At 75.1% G+C, this 20,943-nt stretch carries 17 protein-coding genes, 1 pseudogene and 1 riboswitch; of the genes and pseudogenes, 6 read left to right on the top strand and 12 right to left on the bottom strand.

Annotated elements, in window-relative coordinates:
* Positions 1–153: 153 nt before the first annotated feature.
* Entirely contained in the window at positions 154–1,254 is a 1,101-nt protein-coding gene (locus ACIBNE_RS28530; protein ID WP_399277145.1) for a pyridoxal-phosphate-dependent aminotransferase family protein, read from the bottom strand.
* A gap of 86 nt (positions 1,255–1,340) precedes the next feature.
* Between ACIBNE_RS28530 and ACIBNE_RS28525 the strand changes: the two genes are divergently transcribed.
* Both ACIBNE_RS28525 and ACIBNE_RS28520 read left to right on the top strand, forming a co-directional pair.
* Positions 1,341–2,426: an amidohydrolase family protein gene (locus ACIBNE_RS28525; protein ID WP_399276474.1), complete on the top strand. Its 1,086-nt coding sequence runs from the start codon at positions 1,341–1,343 to the stop codon at positions 2,424–2,426.
* A gap of 432 nt (positions 2,427–2,858) precedes the next feature.
* Positions 2,859–3,797, top strand: a complete 939-nt coding sequence (locus ACIBNE_RS28520) for an SCO1860 family LAETG-anchored protein (protein ID WP_399276472.1) — start codon at positions 2,859–2,861, stop codon at positions 3,795–3,797.
* 65 nt (positions 3,798–3,862) lie between these two features.
* Here ACIBNE_RS28520 and cobC read toward each other — a convergent pair.
* Positions 3,863–5,498, bottom strand: a pseudogene (gene cobC / locus ACIBNE_RS28515) (Rv2231c family pyridoxal phosphate-dependent protein CobC).
* Positions 5,499–5,583: 85 nt separating this feature from the next.
* Here cobC and ACIBNE_RS28510 point away from each other — a divergent pair.
* On the top strand, positions 5,584–6,309 hold the full coding sequence (locus ACIBNE_RS28510; protein ID WP_399276470.1) for a ZIP family metal transporter: 726 nt from the start codon (positions 5,584–5,586) through the stop codon (positions 6,307–6,309).
* Positions 6,310–6,314: 5 nt separating this feature from the next.
* Here ACIBNE_RS28510 and ACIBNE_RS28505 read toward each other — a convergent pair whose 3' ends face one another.
* The 8 genes from ACIBNE_RS28505 to ACIBNE_RS28470 form a co-directional block, all read right to left on the bottom strand.
* Positions 6,315–7,730: a cobyrinate a,c-diamide synthase gene (locus ACIBNE_RS28505; RefSeq protein ID WP_399276468.1), complete on the bottom strand. Its 1,416-nt coding sequence runs from the start codon at positions 7,728–7,730 to the stop codon at positions 6,315–6,317.
* On the bottom strand, positions 7,724–8,323 hold the full coding sequence (cobO, locus tag ACIBNE_RS28500; protein ID WP_399276466.1) for a cob(I)yrinic acid a,c-diamide adenosyltransferase: 600 nt from the start codon (positions 8,321–8,323) through the stop codon (positions 7,724–7,726). Before cobO ends, ACIBNE_RS28505 begins: the two co-directional genes overlap by 7 nt.
* Entirely contained in the window at positions 8,323–10,380 is a 2,058-nt protein-coding gene (locus ACIBNE_RS28495) for a putative cobaltochelatase (protein ID WP_399276464.1), read from the bottom strand. Before ACIBNE_RS28495 ends, cobO begins: the two co-directional genes overlap by 1 nt.
* Before the next feature lie 90 nt (positions 10,381–10,470).
* Positions 10,471–12,000, bottom strand: coding sequence for a cobyric acid synthase (locus ACIBNE_RS28490; protein WP_399276462.1), 1,530 nt, complete (start codon positions 11,998–12,000; stop codon positions 10,471–10,473).
* On the bottom strand, positions 11,997–12,950 hold the full coding sequence (locus ACIBNE_RS28485; RefSeq protein ID WP_399276460.1) for a cobalamin biosynthesis protein: 954 nt from the start codon (positions 12,948–12,950) through the stop codon (positions 11,997–11,999). The genes ACIBNE_RS28490 and ACIBNE_RS28485 overlap by 4 nt, the downstream gene beginning before the upstream one ends.
* An 89-nt stretch (positions 12,951–13,039) precedes the next feature.
* Positions 13,040–13,181, bottom strand: a riboswitch (cobalamin riboswitch).
* Positions 13,182–13,324: 143 nt separating this feature from the next.
* Complete coding sequence (locus tag ACIBNE_RS28480; RefSeq protein ID WP_399276458.1) at positions 13,325–13,546, bottom strand: hypothetical protein; 222 nt, start codon at positions 13,544–13,546, stop codon at positions 13,325–13,327.
* A 15-nt stretch (positions 13,547–13,561) separates the two neighbouring features.
* On the bottom strand, positions 13,562–14,848 hold the full coding sequence (locus tag ACIBNE_RS28475) for an anion permease (protein WP_399276456.1): 1,287 nt from the start codon (positions 14,846–14,848) through the stop codon (positions 13,562–13,564).
* Between the two features lie 203 nt (positions 14,849–15,051).
* Positions 15,052–15,816, bottom strand: a complete 765-nt coding sequence (locus tag ACIBNE_RS28470) for a lysozyme (RefSeq protein WP_399276454.1) — start codon at positions 15,814–15,816, stop codon at positions 15,052–15,054.
* 111 nt (positions 15,817–15,927) lie between these two features.
* Here ACIBNE_RS28470 and ACIBNE_RS28465 point away from each other — a divergent pair, with 111 nt between their 5' ends.
* The 3 genes from ACIBNE_RS28465 (at position 15,928) to ACIBNE_RS28455 (ending at position 19,418) form a co-directional block, all read left to right on the top strand.
* On the top strand, positions 15,928–16,614 hold the full coding sequence (locus ACIBNE_RS28465) for a class II aldolase/adducin family protein (protein ID WP_399276452.1): 687 nt from the start codon (positions 15,928–15,930) through the stop codon (positions 16,612–16,614).
* 133 nt (positions 16,615–16,747) lie between these two features.
* Positions 16,748–17,875, top strand: a complete 1,128-nt coding sequence (locus ACIBNE_RS28460) for an alpha/beta hydrolase (RefSeq protein ID WP_399276450.1) — start codon at positions 16,748–16,750, stop codon at positions 17,873–17,875.
* Positions 17,876–18,023: 148 nt separating this feature from the next.
* The gene (locus ACIBNE_RS28455) at positions 18,024–19,418 is read left to right on the top strand and encodes a hypothetical protein (RefSeq protein WP_399276448.1); all 1,395 of its coding nucleotides are present in this window, start codon (positions 18,024–18,026) and stop codon (positions 19,416–19,418) included.
* 54 nt (positions 19,419–19,472) lie between these two features.
* On the opposite strand, the gene ACIBNE_RS28450 is transcribed toward ACIBNE_RS28455, so the two are convergent.
* Together ACIBNE_RS28450 and ACIBNE_RS28445 are read right to left on the bottom strand one after the other, a co-directional pair.
* The gene (locus ACIBNE_RS28450; RefSeq protein ID WP_399276446.1) at positions 19,473–19,874 is read right to left on the bottom strand and encodes a VOC family protein; all 402 of its coding nucleotides are present in this window, start codon (positions 19,872–19,874) and stop codon (positions 19,473–19,475) included.
* A gap of 106 nt (positions 19,875–19,980) precedes the next feature.
* Positions 19,981–20,871: a neutral zinc metallopeptidase gene (locus ACIBNE_RS28445; protein WP_399276444.1), complete on the bottom strand. Its 891-nt coding sequence runs from the start codon at positions 20,869–20,871 to the stop codon at positions 19,981–19,983.
* Positions 20,872–20,943: the final 72 nt, after the last annotated feature.

The following is a 20,943-nucleotide window of genomic DNA, read 5'->3' as shown; positions in this document are numbered from 1 at the left end:
GCGGGGGAGGGGTTCGGCGCCGATGGAATTCAGATGTTTGCGCCCGGCGAACGGGGGCAGCAGAAAGCGGGGTCCTGCCTTTCATGGGGCGGGACCCCGCTCGGGGAACGCGAATGGAATGGCCGGTGAATTACCGGCCCGTGCGAACGGGTCCTACTTCCAGGACTCCGTCACCGCGCGGCGGGCCGCCTCCAGGTCGACCTGCGCGCCGAACTCGCTCAGTGCCGCGCCGAGCGCGGCCAGCGAGGACTGCACGGCGCCGCGCGTGGCGTCGACCCCGTAGTGGTTCACCCGGACCATCTCCTTGGCGAGCGCGCCGCCGCCCGCGATCAGCGGCAGCGAGGGGTCGGCCGCCAGCGCCCGCGCCACCAGCTCGGAGGCGTCCACCCCGGCGGGGGAGCGCAGCGTCGTCGCCACGGGCGCCGCGTCCTTCGCCTCGTACACGTACGGCTCCAGGCCCCCGCCGAGCGCCACCGCGCCCGCGCGGGTCGCCGCCGCTGCCGCCGCGTGCCGGGCCATCAGGGCCTCCAGGCCCTCCGCCTCGATGCGCTCCACGCACGCTTCGAGCGCGAGCATCTCCAGCTGCGCGGGCGCGTGCAGCAGCGCCTTCCTGCCGCCGTCGATCCACCGCTCCTTCCAGTCCAGCAGGGAGAGGTACGAGCGCCGGGGCGCGGCCGGGTTGGCGGCGAACCGCTCCCACGCGCGCTCGCTCACCGACACCGCCGAGACCCCGGCGGGCCCGCCCATCGCCTTCTGCGCGCCGATGATGCACATGTCCACGCCCCACGCGTCGGGCAGCACCGGCTCGGCGCCGATCGAGGCGACCGCGTCCAGGTAGAACAGCGCGCCGTGCGCCCGTACGACCTCGCCGATCTCCGCGACCGGGTTGGTGTTGCCGGTCGCGGCCTCCGCGTGCACCAGCGAGACGAAGTCGATCTCCGGGTGCTCGGCGAGCGCCCGCTCGACCTGCTCGGCGGTGACCGCCGTGTGGAACGGCACCTCCAGGTCGACGACGGTCGCGCCGCAGTCCCGCAGCCAGTTGCCGAAGGTCTGCCCGTACGGGCCAGTGACGACGTTCAGCGCGGTCGAACCGGCCCGCGCGCCGCTGCGGATGCAGCCTTCGAGCGGCAGCAGCGCCTCGCCCTGCGTGATCACCACGTCCTGCTCCGTGCCGAGCAGCCGGGCGACGCGGCGCTCGATGTCCGCGAAGTGCGCGGCGCTCAGCGGGGCCAGGTCGAGGAGGGGGTGCGTCAGGGTCACGGTCGTGCTCTCTTCGCTTCGAATCGGTGTTCTCGGGCTCTGCCGTTTGAGGGTACCCAGGGCGCCGTACTGTGCTGGACATGAGCGATCACACGGTGCTGCACGTGAAGGGGCGGGTGCTCACGGGCCCCGACGAGGTCAGGGACGAACTCTGGGTGGTCGGGGGCCGGATCACCTTCGAGCGCCCGCGCGCCGCCGCGGTCACGGTCGAGGGCTGGGCGCTGCCCGGCCTGGTCGACGCGCACTGCCACGTCGGGCTCGACCGGCACGGCGCGGTGGACGACGCCACGAGCGAGAAGCAGGCGGTGGCGGACCGGGACGCGGGGACGCTGCTCATCAGGGACGCGGGCTCGGCGGCCGACACCCGCTGGATCGACGACCGCGCGGACCTCCCGAAGATCATCAGGGCGGGCCGGCACATCGCCCGCACCCGCCGCTACATCCGCAACTACGCGCACGAGATCGAGCCGGGCGACCTCGCCGCGTACGTCGCGCGCGAGGCGCGGCGCGGCGACGGCTGGGTCAAGCTCGTCGGCGACTGGATCGACCGCGGCGAGGGCGACCTCGCGCCCTGCTGGCCGCGGTGGGCCCTGGAGGAGGCGATGGAGGCGGCGCACCGGCACGGGGCGCGGGTGACGGCCCACTGCTTCGCCGAGTCCTCGCTGCGGGACCTGGTGGAGGCGGGCATCGACTGCGTCGAGCACGCGACGGGGCTCACCGAGGAGACGATCCCGCTGTTCGCCGAGCGGGGCGTGGCGATCGTCCCGACACTGGTCAACATCGCGACGTTCCCGCACCTCGCGGACGGCGGCGAGGCGAAGTTCCCGGCGTGGTCGGCGCACATGCGGCGGCTGCACGAGCGGCGCTACGACACGGTGCGGGCCGCGTACGACGCGGGCGTCCCGGTCTTCGTCGGCACCGACGCGGGCGGCTCGCTGGGGCACGGCCTGGTGGCGGCGGAGGTCGAGGAGCTGACGAAGGCGGGCATCCCGCCGGTGGCCGCCCTGTCGGCGACGACCTGGGGTGCGCGGTCCTGGCTGGGCCGCCCGTCCCTGGAGGAGGGGGCGCCGGGGGACCTGGTGGTCTACGCACAGGACCCGAGGACGGACGTCCGCGTCCTGGCGGCACCGAGCAGAGTGGTCCTGAACGGGACGGTGATCGGCTGAGGGGGCGCGGGGCGCGCGGGTGCGGGTTCGAGGGGGTCCCGTTGCCCGGGGTGCGGGTTCCGCTGCGCGGGGCGGTCCCCTCCCCGCCCCGTTAGGGGCGCGGGGAACTGCGCGAGGGTGGGGCACATGCCGCGCGTACCCACCCAGCCCCGCAGGGCCCCCGGAGGGTTTCGGGAAGGGACGGGGTGGGGTGCCGCCCGCCGCAGGCGAAACGCGCCCCCCCCGCGGGCAGCGGGGGCATCTGGGGCGCCCGAGACGACAGTTCCGAACGGACATACGGCAACCCCACGATGGGGTGAACTCACGGCAGGTGACTGTCACTTCACTCATTGTGCGTAAAGATTCCGGAGTCGCAGCCGCCACGCCCCCCGCGATGTCCCCCATCGGCGGAGCGCGCGCGGCCACCGTTTCTCTCGTGGGGGTTCCACCACCTTGAACAGCAACACCTTCCGCAACGGCGCTCTCCTCACCTCCGTCGCGACGGTCGCCGCGGCGACCGCCGTCACCGTGGCCACCGCCCTCCCCGCCCGCGCCACCGAGGCGAGCGACGGCGAGGCGAGCGCCGTGGTGCTCCGCGCGGGGCTCGACGTGTCCCTGCTCCAGAACGCCGTCCAGGTCCCGCTGAAGGCCGAGCTCAACGCGGTGCGCGCGCCCAAGGGCGACCGCACGAGCGCGGGCAGGACCACGCTCACCGTCGACCTCGACGGCGTCGACGGGGGCAAGCCGTTCAGCCTGCTGCGCGCGGACGTCGCGAAGGCCACGGCCAAGGCCGACGCGCGCGGCGCGGAGGGACACGCCAACCTCGTACGCGCGAAGCTGCACGTGCCGGGGCTGCCGCTGCTCTCCCTCGTGGAGGTCGAGCAGGTCACCTCCAAGGCGATCTGCGCGGCGGGCGAGAAGCCCGTCGCCGAGTCCAACCTCCTCGGCGGCATCACGGTCCTGGGCAAGCGGATCACGCTCACCGCGGGCGGCACCACGCGCGTCGCGGTGCCGGGCGTCGGCGAGGTGAGCGTCGACTACTCCAGGACGGAGACCACCTCGCGCACCGCCGCTGCCGCCGCGCTCCGGCTCAGGGTGTCCGTCAACCCGCTCGAACTCAACGTCGCGAAGGTGACCGGCGAGGTCACTCTGGCCGAGGCGACGTGCCGGACGCCCACGATCCGCAAGGCGCCCGCGCCCGCCAAGCCCGACGTCAGGCCGCAGACCGGCACCGACCCCGTCGAGGCGAAGGACCCGAAGCCGGTGCCGCGGGCCGACAACCTCGCGGAGACGGGGGGCAGTTCCACCACCCCGTACCTCGCGGGCGGCGCCCTCCTGCTGCTCGTCGCGGGCGGCGCCACGGTCGCCGTCGCGCGCTCCAGGCGCGGCTGACGCCACGGGGGCCTGCCCCGCCCGCGCGCGGGGACGCGCGCGGGGCAGGCCCCCGCCTGTCGCCGCTAGCGCCTGACCAGCGTCAACGCCTGGTCCAGCGCCTGGAGGAAGCGGTTGGTCGTCGCCCTGTCCCGGACGGCCAACCGCAGCCAGTCCGCCCCGAGCCCCGGAAACGTGTCCCCGCGCCGCGCCGCGAACCCCAGCGCCCGCAGCCGCTCCCGCACCGCCGCCGCGTCGTCCGTCCGCACCAGCACGAACGGCCCCTCGGCCGGTTCCACGGCCCGCACCTCGTCGAACTCCGCGAGTCCCGCCAGCAGATGGGCCCTGTCCTGCGCGATCCGCCGCGCCGCGGCCGCCGCCTCCGCCACCGCGCGCGGCTCCACGCACGCCTCGGCCGCCGCCAGCGCGGGCGACGAAACCGGCCACAGCGGCTGCGCCCGGGAGAGCGCGCCGATCGTCGCCGGGTCGGCCAGCACGTACCCGATCCGCAGCCCCGCGAGTCCCCAGGTCTTGGTGAGGCTGCGCAGCACCACCAGGCCCGGCACGTCCGTGCGCGAGGCCAGCGACTCCCGCTCGCCCGGCACCGCGTCCATGAACGCCTCGTCCACCACCAGCACCCGCCCGGGGCGGGCCAGCTTCTCCAGGGCGCCCGCCGGGTGCAGCACCGAGGTCGGGTTCGTCGGATTGCCGACCACCACCAGGTCCGCCCCGTCGGGCACGGCCCCCGGATCGAGCCGGAAGCCGTCCGCGGCGCCCAGCAGCACCCGCCCCACCGCGTGCCCGGCGTCCCGCAGCGCCGCCTCGGGCTCGGTGAACTGCGGATGCACGACGACCGGCCGCCGTACCCGCAGCGCGCGGGCGATCAGTACGAACGCCTCGGCCGCGCCCGCCGTCAGCAGCACCCGCTCCACCGGCACCCCGTGGTGCGCGGCGACGGCGGCGCGCGCCGCAGTGCCGTCCGGATAGGCGGCGAGCCCGCAGAGGGATTCGGCTATGCGCTCGCGCAGCCAGTGCGGGGGAGTGCCGCCGCGGACGTTGACCGCGAGATCGGTGAGACCGCCGCCGCGCACTTCCGCGTCCCCGTGGTGGCGCAGGTCGTGGGCGTCGGGATCAGGGTGCGTATACATGGGCCGTCGCAGGGGTCGAAACGTGGAGACGGCCGGAGCGCCCGTTCGCCTAGCACTCTCGACTGTCTCTTGGATGGTCTGTGTCAGCAGATGGCCGAATGACTCGGTCCGAGCGATCACTTAAGGCCGCCCGTACCCCCATCCCCGGCGACGGGTCCCGCCAATCCCCGGCAGCCACACCGGCCACGGCACACGTCGCCTGCGCCGGCCGTCCCCGCGGAGCCGACTTCCGCTTGGGTACGAGCAGGGGGCCGCCCCCAAGGGCCCCCGAGAACCCCGCCGCCTCCGCGAACCCGGCCGCCCCCGCGAACCCCGCCGCCCCCGCGAGCGCCGCCGCCTCCGCCACCGACGGCGTGCCGATCACCGAAGCGGCCCGCGCCGAAGGGTGCGGCACCGCGACGCGCGCCAGCTCCCCCGCCCCGTACGAGAGCACCGGCACGCCGAACCGCGCCGCCGCCCCCACGATCCCCGGCTCGTCGGCCTTCACGTCCACCGTCGCGAACGCCACCACGTCGGACGCGCGCAGCCCGGCGTCCCGCAGCGCGTCCGCGACCAGCTCCGCCACCTCGTCCACCGGGGTGTCGCGGCACGCGCCCACCCCGACGACGAGTCCGGCGCGTTCGGCGGGCGCCGCCGCGGAACCTGGGTTAGCAAGGGGCATGGCGGTCTTCGTGGCAATCGGCGCGTTCCTGATGACGCTCTTCGGCGGCTGGACCGCCCAGCGCGTCACCGACCGGCGCCACCTGGTGCTCGGCCTCGCGGGCGGACTGATGCTCGGCGTCGTCGGCCTCGAACTGCTGCCCGAGGCGCTGGAGGCCGCGGGCGAGGAGCGCTTCGGCGTGCCGCAGGCGCTGCTGCTGTTCGTGGCCGGTTTCCTCGCGGCCCACCTGCTGGAGCGGCTGCTCGCGGTCCGCCAGGCGGCGCACGGAGCCGCGCCGGGCGAGCGCGTGCCGCAGGTCGGCATGACGGCCGCCGCGGCGATGGTCGGCCACAGCCTGATGGACGGCATCGCGATCGGCGCGGCGTTCCAGGTGGGCGGCGGGATGGGGCTGGCCGTGGCGCTCGCGGTCATCACGCACGACTTCGCGGACGGCTTCAACACGTACACGCTGACCAGCCTGTACGGGAACGCGCGCCGCAAGGCCGTGCTGATGCTGATCGCCGACGCGCTCGCGCCCGTCGTCGGCGCGGCCTCCACGCTGCTCTTCACCCTGCCGGAGGAACTGCTCGGCAGCTATCTCGGCTTCTTCGGCGGCGCCCTGCTCTACCTGGCGGCGGCGGAGATCCTTCCCGAGGCGCACCACGACCACCCCGCCCGCTCGACCCTGCTGTGCACGGTCGCGGGCGTGGCGTTCGTCTGGCTCGTGGTGGGCCTCGCGGGCTGACCGCATCAGAAGGCCACGCACCGCTCGACGAACCGCCGCGCGATGCCCGGCGACGCCGCCCAGTGGGTGTGCAGGTAACTGGCGTGCACCCCGCCCTGCACGAAGCCCTCGACGCGCTTGTGCGGCAGGTGCATGCCCCACGCGGGCGCGGCCCCCGCCCCCGGCTCGACCACGGTCCGGTGGAACTCGTGCCCGCGCATCCGGGACCCGGCGGCCAGCAGGGCGCTGTCGCTGACGGCCACCGCCTCGCGGTAGCCGAGCGTCAGCTTCTCCGACATCCGCGCCTCGGCGTCGATCACCCCGCACATCGGCTGCCCGTCGAGCGACCCGCACAGGTACAGCAGCCCCGCGCACTCGGCGGCGACCGGCGCCCCGGTGCGGGCGAGCGCGGCGACGGCCTCGCGCAGCGGCGCGTTGGCGGACAGGTCGGAGGCGTACACCTCGGGGAAGCCGCCCCCGATGACGATCCCGCGCGTCCCGTCGGGCAGCTTCTCGTCCCGCAGTGGGTCGAACGGCACGACCTCGGCCCCGGCGGCCGCGAGCAGCTCGGAGTGCTCGGCGTACGAGAAGGAGAACGCGGCCCCGCTGGCGACGGCGACCCGCACCCCGGCCCCGGCCTCAGCCCCGCCCCCTGCCCCGCCCTCGGACCCGACGCCGGTCCCGGCCCCGGTCCCGGTCCCGGAAGCGGCCCCGGAAGCGACCCCCGGGTCCCACGCCTCCGCGCCCAGCTCGGGCGCCGACCGCGCGAGCGCCAGCAGCCCCTCCAGGTCGCACCCGCGCCGCACCTGCTCGGCCAGCGCCGCGACCGCGTCGACCGCCTCGGCCTGCCGCTCCACGGCCGGTACGAGCCCCAGGTGCCGCGACGGCGTCCGCACCTGCCGCTCGCGCCGCAGCGCGCCCAGCACCGGCACGCCCGACCCGTCCAGCGCCTCGCGCAGCAGCTCCTCGTGCCGGTCGGAGCCGACCTTGTTGAGGATCACGCCCCCGATCCGCACCTCGGGGTCCCAGGACGCGAACCCGTGCACCAGCGCGGCGACCGACCGCGACTGCGACGACGCGTCGACGACCAGCACGACCGGCGCCCTCAGCAGCTTGGCGACCTGCGCCGTGGAACCCGTCTCGCCCTGCCCCGCGGCCCCGTCGTACAGCCCCATCACGCCCTCGACCACGGCGAGGTCGCACCCGGCGGACCCGTGCGCGAACAGCGGCCCGACCAGTCCCGGGCCGCACAGGTACGCGTCGAGGTTCCGCCCCGGGCGGCCGGTGGCCAGCGCGTGGTAGCCGGGGTCGATGTAGTCGGGCCCCACCTTGTGCGGGGACACGGCGAGCCCGGCCGCCGAGAACGCGGCCATCAGGCCGGTCGCGACGGTGGTCTTGCCGCTCCCCGAGGACGGCGCGGCGAGGACGAGACGTGCTACCACTCGATGCCCCTCTGCCCCTTCTGGCCCGCGTCCATCGGGTGCTTCACCTTCGACATGTCCGTCACGAGGTCGGCGAACCCGCACAGCTCGGCGGGCGCGTTGCGCCCCGTGATCACCACGTGCTGCGTGCCGGGCCGCTCCCGCAGCACCGAGACGACCTCGGCGACGTCGATCCACCCCCAGTGCAGCGGGTACGCGAACTCGTCGAGGACGTAGAACTTGTACGTCTCGTCGGCCAGGCAGCGCTTGACCTGCTCCCAGCCCTCGCGCGCCTTGTCCTCGTTGGACATCTCGCCGTCGCGCTGGATCCACGACCAGCCCTCGCCCATCTTGTGCCAGTCGACGCTCCCGCCCTCGCCGGAGGCGCCCAGCACCTTGAGCGCGTTCTCCTCGCCGACCTTCCACTTCGCGGACTTGACGAACTGGAACACCCCGACGGGCCAGCCCTGGTTCCAGGCGCGCAGCGCCATCCCGAAGGCGGCCGTCGACTTGCCCTTGCCGATGCCCGTGTGGACCATCGTCAGCGGCCTGTTGCGCCGCTGACGCGTCGTCAGCCCGTCCTGCGGTACTACGCTCGGCTGTCCCTGCGGCATTAAGCGGCCCTCCTCGAAGATCCCTGCACACCCTGTACGTCCCTGACCAGACCGGCGATCGAGTCGGCCCGCAGCTCGTCCAACGTGACGGCCGTGCCGCCCAGTTGACCGGCCAGCTCGCGGGCGAGCCCGAGCCGTACGATCCCCGACTCGCAGTCCACGACCACCGACGCCACGCCCTCGCCCTCGTGCAGCCGCGCGGCCCGCGCCGCGAGCGCCACCGGGTCGGGGCCGCCGGTCGCCCGGCCGTCGGTCACCACGACCAGCAGCGGACGCCTGGCCGGATCGCGCAGCCGCTCCACGCGCAGCACCTCGTGCGCCTTGAGCAGCCCGGCCGCCAGCGGGGTGCGCCCGCCCGTCGGCAGCGTCTCCAGGCGGGCGGCCGCCGCGTCCACCGACGAGGTCGGCGGCAGCGCCACCTCGGCGTCCCGCCCCCGGAAGGTGACGAGCCCGACCTTGTCGCGCCGCTGGTAGGCGTCGAGCAGCAGCGAGAGCACCGCGCCCTTGACCGCGCTCATGCGCTGCCTGGCCGCCATGGACCCCGACGCGTCGACCACGAACAGCACGAGGTTGCCCTCGCGCCCCTCGCGCATCGCCTGCCGCAGGTCGTCCCTGCGCACCACGAGCCCGCGCCCCGACCGCCCGCGCGCCCGCTGGTGCGGGGCGGCGGCCTGCACGGTGGCGGCCAGGTGCAGCTTGGTGAGCGCGCCCTTGGGGCGCTGCGCTCCCGTCGTCCTGCCGTGGTCGGTACGGGCCCGGGAGCGGCGCCCGGACGCGCCCTCGCCCAGCCCGGGAACGCTCAGCACCTTGGTCCGGAACGGCTCGGCGGCCCGCACGGCCGCCTGCTCCCCGGCACCCGAGGGCGCGGCGGGCGCGTCGGCGGGCCCGGGGGCTTCGGCGGGCCCGGTGGCCCCGCCGTTGTCGGCGGGGGAGTCGGGCGCGTCGCCCTGCGGCGGAATGCCACCGCCGCCGCCCCCGTCGGGGCCGCCGTCCGGGTCGGGCTCGGGCTCGTCGTCGCCGTCGCCCGTTTCGTTCTCGTCCCTGAACTGCTCCAGCGTCTCGTCGAGCTTGTCCTCGTCGAGCCCAGGCGCGTCGAACGGGTTGCGCCGACGCCGGTGGGGGAGGGCCAGCAGCGCGGCCTGCCGCACGTCCTCGGAGGTCACCTCGGCGCGCCCGGCCCAGGCCGCGAGCGCCGTCGCGGTGCGCGCCATCACGATGTCGGCGCGCATCCCGTCGACCTCGAACGCCGCGCAGGTCGCGGCGATCTGGAGCAGTACGCCGTCGCCGAGCACCACCTCGGGCAGCAGCGCCCGCGCCGCGACGACGCGCCCGCGCAGCGCGGCCTCGTCGTCGGTCCAGCGCGCCGAGAAGGCCGCCGGGTCGTCGTCGTACGCCAGCCTGCGCCGCACGACCTCCACCCGCTGCTCGGGCTCGCGGGACGCCGCGACCTCGACGGTCAGCCCGAACCTGTCGAGCAACTGCGGCCGCAGCTCGCCCTCTTCGGGGTTCATCGTCCCCACGAGCAGGAACCGCGCGGCATGGCGTACGGAGACGCCTTCGCGCTCCACGTACGAGGAGCCCATGGCCGCCGCGTCGAGCAGCAGGTCGATCAGGTGGTCGTGGAGGAGGTTGACCTCGTCGACGTAGAGGATGCCGCGGTGCGCGTCGGCGAGCAGACCGGGCTCGAACGCCTTCACGCCGTCCGCGAGGGCCCGCTCGATGTCGAGCGCGCCGACGAGCCGGTCCTCTGAGGCGCCGACGGGCAGTTCGACCATGCGGGTGCCCCGCCGCTCGACCCCGCTCCCGGCCTCGTGCGGCCCGTCGGGGCAGCGGGGGTCGGGGCTCGCCGGGGCGCAGGCGAAGCGGCAGCCGGGGACGACGTCGATGTCCGGCAGCAGCGCGGCGAGCGCGCGCACGGCGGTCGACTTCGCGGTGCCCTTCTCGCCGCGCACGAGGACGCCGCCGATGGCGGGCGAGACGGCGTTGAGCAACAGCCCGAGCCGCAGGTCGTCCATCCCGACGATCGCGGTGAAGGGGTAGTGAGCGGTGCCTGTCATCCGAAGTCTTCCTCCCGCGTGTGACTCATGTGCGTGCGGCCCGGGTGGCGAGCCCACCGGGCGTGGTCGTCGTCGCCGTGGACACGTCGCTCACGGCGCACCGGGCGGCACGAACGGCAGCCCCTCCGGCGCCCCGTCCTCGATGAGCCGCAGCAGCGCGTCCGTGTCCGCGTGCTCCTCGATCAGGTCGCCGAGCCGGTCCAACTGCTCCTCGCGCAGCGTCCCGAACGAGGTGTCGGGCGCCGGCACGAACCGCCGCCCCGCCGCCGCCGCGACCTCGCGCAGGAACGCCCGCCGGAAGCCGTCGCTCTCCAGCGACCCGTGCCAGTGCGTGCCCCACACGGCCCCGACCCGGCACCCGTCGAGGAACGCCTCCCCGCCCAGCACCTGTGCGACGCCGTGGTGGATCTCGTACCCCGTCACGTCCTCGCCCAGCGCCGTGCCGACCGGCCTGGCCAGCGTCTTCTCGCGCTCGAAGCGCACCCGCACCGGCAGCAGCCCGAGTCCGGCCACGCTCCCGGCCCGCGACTCCACCTCGTCCTCGATGTGCTCGCCGAGCGCCTGGAACCCGCCGCAGATGCCCAGCACGGGACGCCCCTCCGCGGCCCGCCGCGCCAGCGCGTCCGCGAGCCCCCGCTCGCGCAGCCAGGCGAGGGCCCGCACGGTGCCCCGGGTCCCCGGCACGACCACCAGGTCGGCGTCCACCAGTTCCTCGGCCCGGTCCACGAACCGCACGACCACGCCGGGCTCGGCGGCCAGCGCGTCCACGTCCGTGAAGTTGGACATCAGCGGCAGGGCGCACACCGCGACCCGCAGCACGTCCTCGCCGACCGGCGGCGCCACGACCGACTCGCGGACCGCGCCCCGCAGGGACACCCGCAGCCCGTCCTCCTCGTCGATGCCCAGGCCGTGCGCGAAGGGCAGCACGCCGTAGGTGCGGCGCCCGGTGAGCCCGTGCAGCATGTCGAGGCCGGGCTCAAGGAGCGTCACGTCGCCCCGGAACTTGTTCACCAGGTAGCCCGCGACCAGCGACTGGTCCTCGGGGCCCAGCAGCGCCGTCGTACCGAAGAACTGGGCGAAGACCCCGCCCCTGTCGATGTCGCCGACGACCAGCACGGGCAGTCGCGCGGCGCGCGCGATCCCCATGTTGACGATGTCGGTGCGGCGCAGGTTGATCTCGGCCGGGCTGCCGGCCCCCTCGCAGATCACGGCGTCATGGCTGCCCCGGAGTTCCTCCAGGCACGCCATGACGGGCTCGAACAGCTCCCGCTGCCGCCCGCCGTGGTAGCCGCGCGCGCTCAGCTCGCCGATCGGCTTGCCCAGCAGCACGACCTGGCTGGAGCGGTCGCTGCCCGGCTTGAGCAGCACCGGGTTCATCAGCGCCGACGGCTCCACCTTCGCGGCCTGCGCCTGCATGGCCTGGGCCCGCCCGATCTCGGCGCCCTCGCGCGTCACGAACGAGTTGAGGGACATGTTCTGCCCCTTGAACGGCGCGACCTTCACCCCGCGCCGCACCAGCCAGCGGCAGATCCCGGCCGTGACGACGCTCTTGCCCGCGTCGGACGTGGTGCCCGCGACGAGCAGCCCGCCGCCCGTGCCCGTACCTGTCGTGCCGCTCATGCCGTACGCCTCCGCTTCCACGCCCCGGCCGCCAGTCGCGACCCCGCACAGACCACCAGCGCCAGCGCGCCGACCCGGCGCGAGAGCCGCACCGCGCGCGCGATGTCCGCGGACCCCACGGCCCGCGCGTCCCCGTTGAGCACCGCCCGGTGCTCGATCCGCCCGCCGTACGAGAGCGTCCCGCCGAGCCGTACCCCGAGCGCGCCCGCGAACGCCGCCTCGACGGGTCCCGCGTTGGGGCTCGGGTGGCGCGATGCGTCCGTGCGCCAGGCCCGCAGCGCGCCGCCCGGGTTCCCGCCCGCGGCGGTCGCCAGCAGCGCGGTGAGCCGGGCGCCCGGCCAGCCCGCCAGGTCGTCGAGGCGCGCCGATGCCCAGCCGTACCGCAGGTACTTCGGCGACCTGTGGCCCACCATCGCGTCCAGCGTGTTGACCGCGCGGAAGGCGACGAGGCCGGGGACGCCGCCCAGCGCGCCCCACACGAGCGCGCCGACGACGGCGTCCGAGGTGTTCTCAGCGACGGACTCCACGACGGCGCGCGCCATCTGGGCGCCGTCCAGGGCCTGCGGGTCGCGTCCGCACAGGTGCGGCAGCCGCTCCCTGGCGACGTCGAGGTCCCCGGCCTCCAGCGCCCCGCCGATCGCGGTGGCCTCCCGGCCGAGCGACGTGCCGCCGACGACGGCCCAGGTGGCCGCGGCGGTCAGGGCGACGGACGCGGGGGCGCTGCGGCGCGCGGCGCGCGCGGCGAGTGCGGCGGCGGCCGCCGCGCCCCCGACGCAGACCGCGGTGTGCAGCGCGCCCCGGCCGCGGTGGTCGCGCCACAGCGCGCTCTCGACGGCGGCGGCGGCCCGCCCGAAGGCGGCGACGGGATGGGCCCTGCGCGGGTCGGCGAACACCAGGTCCGCGGCGAAACCGGCAGCGGCGCCCCAGGCGAAGACTCGCTCGGCTCGCATGGGTTCAGCCCGCCGGATCGGGCAGGGGGCGGCGCGCGGTGCAGCCGGGCATGGCGTTATGTGTCCTCACTCAGGGTGTCCGCGCCCTGGTTCGACGTGACCGGCGGCGAGAGTTCCTGGCTTCCGGGGATCGTCTCCCGGGTCACAGTGGCGGGACCGCGCCGGTTTCGCACCGGCTTCCTCTGCAGCTGCCGTATTGGCTCGGGCAGTCCACCACGCTGCGCGAAGACCCGTCAACTCGCCGTTGACCTGCGGCGGAGAGTGTGCTGAGGCCCACACGGGGGCGGTGGGGCAGCGCGAAGGCCCGTGGGGCGGACGGCACCGAAGTGCCGTCCGCCCCACGGGCCTCGAAGGTGACGCGCCGGTGGCGCGGCTCAGGCGACGATCAGGTAGATGCCGTACGTGACGGCCGCCGCGCAGAGCGCGAAGCACGCGTAGGCACCGGTCCGGGCGAGGGCCGCGGAGCCGCCCTGCGCCGAGGCCTGCTCCTGCTTGGAGAGGCCCACGATGCCGAGGGTGAACAGGCCCACCAGGGCCACGGTGCACACGAGGCTGACTCCGAAGACGGAGCCGAGAGCTGCCCAGTCGATCTTCATGCTGATTCCGCTTCCTTACACCGTGGCCGGGCGGGCCGGGTCGGTGGTGGTTCCGGCCGGGGCCGGAATGGTGGTCTTGAGGTCCCCGGCGAGGTCGGCCGCGGAGGCGACGGGTCCGGCGGGCGGCGGGGTGACGGCCGCGATCGCGGTGGTGACGACGCCGGCGGACTCGCGGTCCGCGGGGGTGTCGATGCCGGGGATCTCGTCGTCCGTGACGTTGGTGTGGTCGACCGGCTGGCGGCGCGAGAGCGTCCAGATCACGGCGGACCCGGCGATCAGCAGCGCCGCGGTGGCGGCGACACCCCAGTCGCCCTGCTTGGTCAGCAGTTCGGCGCCCGCGCCGACCAGGCCGGCGGCCGGCAGGGTCAGGCCCCAGGCCACGAACATCCGGGTGGCGGTGGACCAGCGGACCACGCCGCCCTTGCGGCCGAGGCCCGCGCCCATCACGGCGCCGGAGCAGGACTGCGTGGTGGAGAGGGAGAAGCCGAGGTGCGAGGAGGCCAGGATGACCGTCGCCGCGCTGGTCTGGGAGGCGAAGCCCTGCGGCGGCGCGAGGTCGGTGAGGCCCTTGCCCATGGTGCGGATGATGCGCCAGCCGCCGAGGTAGGTGCCCAGTGCGATGGCGACGCCCGCGGAGACGATGACCCACATCGGGGGGTTGGCGCCGGGGGCCAGGACGCCGCCGGTGACCAGGGCCAGCGTGATGACGCCCATGGTCTTCTGCGCGTCGTTGGTGCCGTGGGCCAGCGAGACGAGACCGGCGGAGGCGATCTGACCCGCGCGGTAGCCCTTGGCGGTCGCCTTGTCGTCGGCCCTGCTGCCGATCTTGTACGTCAGCTTGGTCGCGAGCATCGCGGCCAGACCGGCGACGATCGGCGCGGCGATCGCGGGGAGCAGCACCTTGGTGACGACGACGTTGCCGTTGACGGACGACCAGCCGGCCGACATCACGGCGGCGCCGATGAGGCCGCCGAACAGGGCGTGCGAGGAGCTGGACGGCAGGCCGAGCAGCCAGGTCAGCAGGTTCCACAGGATGGCGCCGACGAGCGCCGCGAAGATGACTTCCGTCCTGATGCCCTCTTCGTTGATCAGTCCGCCGGAGATGGTCTTGGCGACCTCGACGGACAGGAACGCGCCGACGAGGTTGAGCACGGCGGACATGGCCACCGCCGTCTTGGGCTTCAGAGCGCCGGTCGAGATGGTCGTCGCCATCGCGTTGGCGGTGTCGTGGAAACCGTTCGTGAAATCGAACACGAGAGCTGTCACGACCACAATCGCGAGCAGCAGCGTGATGTGTTCCATTTACCCAGGCAATCGTTTGACGTCAGTGGCTCAGATGAACGTAGGGAGCCAGGGTGAACGGAAGGTGAACTGGGACGGGCTGTGCGGTGTCTCTAAGCGGGGCGGGGGCGCTCCGGTTGGCCGCACGGGTTCCGGCGACCCGGAGCGGCGTCCGGGGGAGGGCCGGAAAAGCCCGGGAAACAGCGGGGTTCGGCCGACTTCGGTCACTCTCGGGTGAATGCCCGCAACTGTTCGGGCGACCCGTTGAAGAGATTCTGATCACCCGGGAGCCTTCCGCTTCCGTCGGCGTACTGCCAGAACGTCCAGAACGACCAGCCGGCCGGAAGCGCGCCGGGCGAGCCCGCCCAGCGCGCGAGCCACAGCGGGTGCTCCCGGGCGAAGACCCTGCTGCCGCCCGTGCAGTCGTCCCACCACTTCGCCGTGGTGTAGATGACGGGGCGGCGGCCGGTCAGCCGGTGGACCTCGTCGCTGAAGTCGTCGATCCAGCCGGTCAGCGCGGTCGGCGGCAGCCCGTAGCACTTCCGCTTGCTGTACGGGTCGTTCTCCAGGTCCAGCGCGGGCGGCAGTGTCCAGCCGTCGGCGCGCCACCCGCCGCCGCCCGCCACGAAGTACGCGGCCTGCCGGGCGCCCGACGACCTGTCCGGGAGGGCGAAGTGGTACGCGCCCCGGACCATGCCCGCGTCCCGTGAGCCGTTGTACTGCCGCGCGAAGTAGGGGTTGCGGTACGTGTGGGACTCGGTGGCCTTCACGTAGACGAACGCCGCGCCCTTCTCCTTGGCCGCGCGCCAGTCGACGTCCTTCTGGTGCCCCGAGACGTCGTGCCCCTCGGGCTTGGCCGCGGAGGCCGCGGGGTCCGCGGCGAGGGCGGCGCCGCCCAGGGCGCCCAGGGCGCTCAGGGCGCTCAGGGCCAGCGCTGCGGCGAACAGCCGGGCGCGGCGGCGCGGCGCGCGGTCGTGGTGGCGGGTCATCTTTCCTCCTGATTCGTGCTGACTCGTGCTCGTTCGTACGGACGGGGCGGATGTGGCCAACTCCTTGCGCGCTCCGTTCCCGCGCCCCGCTCGGCCTGGCAGGATCGCCGCATGAGCGAACAGGTGAGCGAGTCCGGAGGCGGGCTGCCCGGCGGGGCGGAGCTCGCGCGGGCCTGGGACGAACTGGTGGCGACCGCCCGCAGGACGGCCGCCGACGGACTCGTCGTCGGCACTTCGGGCAACGTCTCGGTACGGGTCGGGGACACGGTCCTCGTCACGCCGAGCGGAGTCCCGTACGACCGGCTGGGGCCGAAGGACGCGATCGGCACCGACCTCGAAGGCCGGCTCCTCTTCGGGAACCTCGTCCCGACCAGCGAGCTGCCGCTCCACCTCGCCGTCTACCGCAGCACCGACGCGTCCGCCGTCGTCCACACCCACGCCGCCCACGCCACGGCGGTCTCCACGCTGGTCTTCGAGGTCCCGCTGGTCCACTACATGGCGGGCGCCTTCGGCGGCCCGGTCCGGGTCGCCGACTACGCGCTGTACGGGACGGAGGAGCTGGCCGGGAACATGCTCGCCGCGCTCCACGGCCGCACCGGCTGCCTCCTGCGCAACCACGGGACCGTCACCTACGGCGACACCCTCGACCAGGCGTACGACCGCACCGCCCAGCTGGAGTGGATGTGCCGGGTCTGGCTCCTCGCGGACGCGGTTCCCGGCCGCAGCCCCGCACTGCTCTCCCGCCCCCAGCTCGACGAGGCCGCCGAGGCGCTGCGCGGCTACGGCCAGAAGCACTGAGCGCACGGGCCGCGGGCGGGCACCGTCCCCGGACCGTCCCGCCCCTGTCCGCCCCGCCCAGACGGCCCCCGTCCCGACCCCCGGACGGCCCCGTCCACTGGCCGTCGCCCCGCCGCCGCCCGACACTGGAGCGGTGCGCCCGGCTACAGCGACGGCAGCGGCCGTCACCACCCTGATCGGCGTCGGCGCGGCAGCGGTCGCGGTCGGACGCTACGCGAGCGACGCCGCCCTGAAGGCGCCGCCCGGCAGGCCCCTGCCCGCCGACCCCCGGCTGACCGTCCACGCGGCCGAACCGGGCCGGGTCACCCTGACCCGCGCGCTGGCCTCGCTGCGCCCGGGTGTCTACGGCATCGAAGGACCCGGCGTACACGCCGTCGTGGGACCCGTCGACGAGGGGGCCCCGCACGCGGCCGACACCGTCGTCCGCCGTCTGGAGCGGGTCACCCAGGGCACCCTGGAGCACGGCACCCGGGTCCGGTTCACCCCGCAGGTGCACCGGGGCGACCCGCGCACCGCGCTCGGCGTCGACCACCGGGACGTGGAGATCCCCGGCGAGCTCGGCGCGCTGCCCGGCTGGTTCGTCCCCGGCTCCCGCACCACCTGGGTCATCGCCGTCCACGGCCTCGGCACCACCAGGGAACACGCCCTGAACGTCCTGGAGTTCCTGCGCGCCCACCGGCTCCCCGTCCTGGTGCCCGCCCACCGGGGCGACGCGGGCGCGCCCCGCTCCCCGGACGGACTCGGCCACCTCGGCGACTCGGAGTGGCGCGACCTCGACGCGGCGATCCGCTTCGCCGTGCGCGGCGGCGCCGAGCGCGTCGTGCTGCACGGCTGGTCCACCGGCGCCACCATGGCGCTGCACGCCGCGGCGGGCTCCGCGCTCCGCGACCGGATCAGCGGCCTGGTCATGGATTCGCCCGTACTGGACAGGGAGGCGACCCTGCGCGCGCTCGCCGCAGCCCGGCGCACCCCGACCGCCCTCCTTCCGCTTGCGGTCAGGGCGGCCCGCGGCCGGGTCGGTCTGCGCGTCGACCCGATGCGCGAGGCGGCCGACCCCGCCGCGCTGCGTGTCCCGACCCTGGTCGTGCACGGCCCCGACGACGCGCTCGCGCCCTGGGCCGCCTCCCGCCGACTGGCCGAACGCCGCCCGGAACTGGTGAGCCTGCACACCGTCGCGGGCGCCCCGCACGCCGCCATGTGGAACGCGGACCCCGAACGCTACGAAGAGGCCCTGCGCCGCTTCCTCACCCCCCTGATGTAGACCCCCGCACGGGAACCCGCCGCGGACCTCGTACGCACCCCCGCCACCCCCCGAAACGGACTCCGCGCCCCCCGGCGGCGACCCCGGGAACCGCGCCGGGACCCATTCCGTTTGGGATTTCCGACCGTCAGCGGCAAGACTGCTCCTCGTGACGTCCCGTACCCCGCGCGACTCCAGGCTGCGACTTGTCCGCCCTCGACCCCTCGCCACCGCTCGCAAGGCCGTGACCGACCGGCGCACCCGGCCGGTCCCGCGCCCGCCCGAGGGCACCCCGCCCCCGGCCGAACTGGCCCGCCAGGCCAGGGCGGTCCTCGCCGATGCCGTACGGATCGCCCGCTGGGCCCCCGCACCGCCGACCGCCCCCGACCTGACCCGGGCCGCCGCCGACCTGGGCCTGCCGCACGAGCAGGTGCTGGCGGGCTGGGACCGCGCACGCCTCGCGGGCCTGGTCGAGCTGCACGGCTCCGCCGCGCGCCCCGGCTGGCGGCTGCGCGCCTGGGACCGCGACGACACCGCGGTGCTGCGCGGCTGGGTCGCCCTCTTCGACGCCTGGTCGCTGGTGCACCCGGCGCCCGGCGACGTCGCGCCCGCCGCCGTCGCCGAGACCGTCGAGGCCGTCCCCCAGCTCCTCTCCCTCCTCCAGCTGTCGGCCGGTCCCGTCACCGTCCCCGCGCTGCTCGACCTGCTCCAGCAGCGCGTCGCCGAACTCCGCGAGGAGCGCTGCGAGGTGCCCGCCGCCGAACCGGCCGCCGACGCCGCGCCCGCTGCCGACGGCACCGGGACCGACGGGGCCGACGCGGGCACGGACGTTGACGCCGCGGCCCTGCTGCCCCGTCTCCTGGCCTGGTCCCTGGACGGCCTCGCGGCCGTCGGCGCCCTCACCCTCGGCAAGGGCCAGGCCACCCTCACCCCGCTCGGCAACTGGGCGGTCTGGGTCAAGCTGGAGCAGATCTGCGTCGCCGCCCAGAGCCCCGCGGGCAACATCGAGCAGGCCGCCGACGCCATGCTCCGCGGCTGCGCCACGCTCACCCCGGGCCCCGCCCGCGCCGAGTACCGCGCCTGGCTCGCCGCCCGCCCCGTCGGCAGCGCCGTCAGCGAACTGCTGGCCGCCGCCCGGGGCGAGGACGCCCTGCTGCGCGGCCTCGCCTTCGAGGCGCTGCGCGTGGTCGGCGCCCCCGCCGAGGCCGGGGTGCGCGCCGCCGCCGTCGAGCCGGCCCTGCGCCCCTACGCCCTGCTGTGGCTCGCGGAGTACGAGGGCGCCGACCCCGAGGACGCGCCCGAGGTGCTCACCCGCGAAGAGCTGACCTGGCTCTGGGTCGACACCGCGGCGGCCGTCGCCGACCACGGCGAGAGCGAGCTGCTCGTACGCCACCTGGACTCGGCGGTCCAGGGCACCGTCCCCGCGCTCCTCGCCGAGGTCCGCGCGATCGGCCACCCCCGCACCGTGCAGGTCCTCGTCGCGCTCGCGGCGGCCCACCCGGACCCCGCCCTGGCCAAGGCGGTGCGCCGGGCGGCCTTCCAGGTGCACACCGGCGAGGGCTGAGAGCCTGCGTCTGACGGCCCGACGGCACGGACCGCCCCGGTCCGTGCCGTACCGCTACCCGGCCGACCCCGGTGCGTACGTCCCGAAGCTCCACACGTTGCCCTCCGCGTCCCGCGCCATGTAGTCCCGCGAGCCGTAGTCCTGGTCCGTCGGCGGCATCAGGATCTCCACGCCGCGCTCGGCCGCCCGCGCGTGGTGCGCGTCCACGTCGTCGACCACCACGTACACCCCCGCGGGCCCGCCGCCCGCCATCGCCTCGGCGAACGCGCCGCCCCGCCCGGCCGAACCCAGCATCACCGTGCCGCCGCCGAACGACAGCTCGGCGTGGAGCACGCTGCCGTCCCCGCCCTCGTACACACTGATCTCGGTGAAGCCGAAGGCGTCCTTCAGCAGACTGATCGCGGCCTTCGCGTCCTCGTAGAGGAGCGTCGGGCAGATGCTCGGCGAGGTTGCCATCACGGTCACCCTTTCCGGTTCCGAAGCCTTGAGAGCCTGTGCCTGTGATCTGTGTCTCAGTCTGGCACCCGGCACTGACAACGCCCCGCCGCACCGGCGGCGGGTTTCACCGGAACGTGTTGCACCGCGCCATGTCGCCGCCGCGGTAGCCCGTGTAGAACCACTGCTGGCGCTGGGCCGCCGAGCCGTGCGTCCAGCTCTCCGGCGTCACCCGCCCCTGGAACTTCTCCTGGATCCGGTCGTCGCCCACCGCCGCCGCCGCGTCGAGACCGTCGCGGATGTCGTCGTCCGAGACCTGCGAGAACAGCGGCTTGCCCGTCTTCGCGTCGGGCGTGGTCGTGGCGTGGTGCGCCCACACCCCGGCGTAGCAGTCGGCCTGGAGCTCGACGCGCACCGCGTTGCTGTCCGCGCCCTGCCGTCCGTCCTGCGCCTTGCCCAGCGTGCCCATCAGGTTCTGCACGTGGTGCCCGTACTCGTGCGCCACCACGTACGCCTGCGCGAAGGGCCCGCCGTTCGAGCCGAACTTCGTCCGCAGCTCCTCGAAGAACCCCAGGTCCAGATAGACCTTCCGGTCCCCGGGGCAGTAGAAGGGCCCGACCGCCGACGTCGCCGAGCCGCAGGCCGTGCCGACCCGGCCGCTGAACAGCGTGGTGGTGGCCGGCGCGTAGCGCGAGCCGCGCCGCGCGAACTCCTGGTTCCAGAAGTCCTGCACGCTGTTGACCACGCCGACGATCCGGCAGTCGTCCTTGGTGTTGGCGTCCCGCCCCGCCTTGCAGTCCCGGTCCACCTGCGCCGCGGTCGAGGAGACCGGCGCCGGGTCGGAGTCGCCCGACGAGAGCCCCAGCTGCTCGGGCCCCACCCCGAAGAGCAGGCCCAGCACCAGCGCGACGAGCCCGGCGATGCCGCCGCCGATCGTGGCCTTCCCGCCGGGCACCCGGCTGCCGCGCACGTCCTGGACCTCAGAGGTGTCCAGCGGGGCGTCGTCGTCGAACTGCATGGGCCACCACCTCCGCGTTCCGGCGACGGCGCACCGCCGCCCTGCGCCGAGTATTGATCACCCCGCGACGTC

This window comes from Streptomyces sp. NPDC050504 (assembly GCF_044458065.1).
Lineage (GTDB): Bacteria > Actinomycetota > Actinomycetes > Streptomycetales > Streptomycetaceae > Streptomyces.
This window is presented reverse-complemented; position numbering and strand designations above follow the sequence as displayed.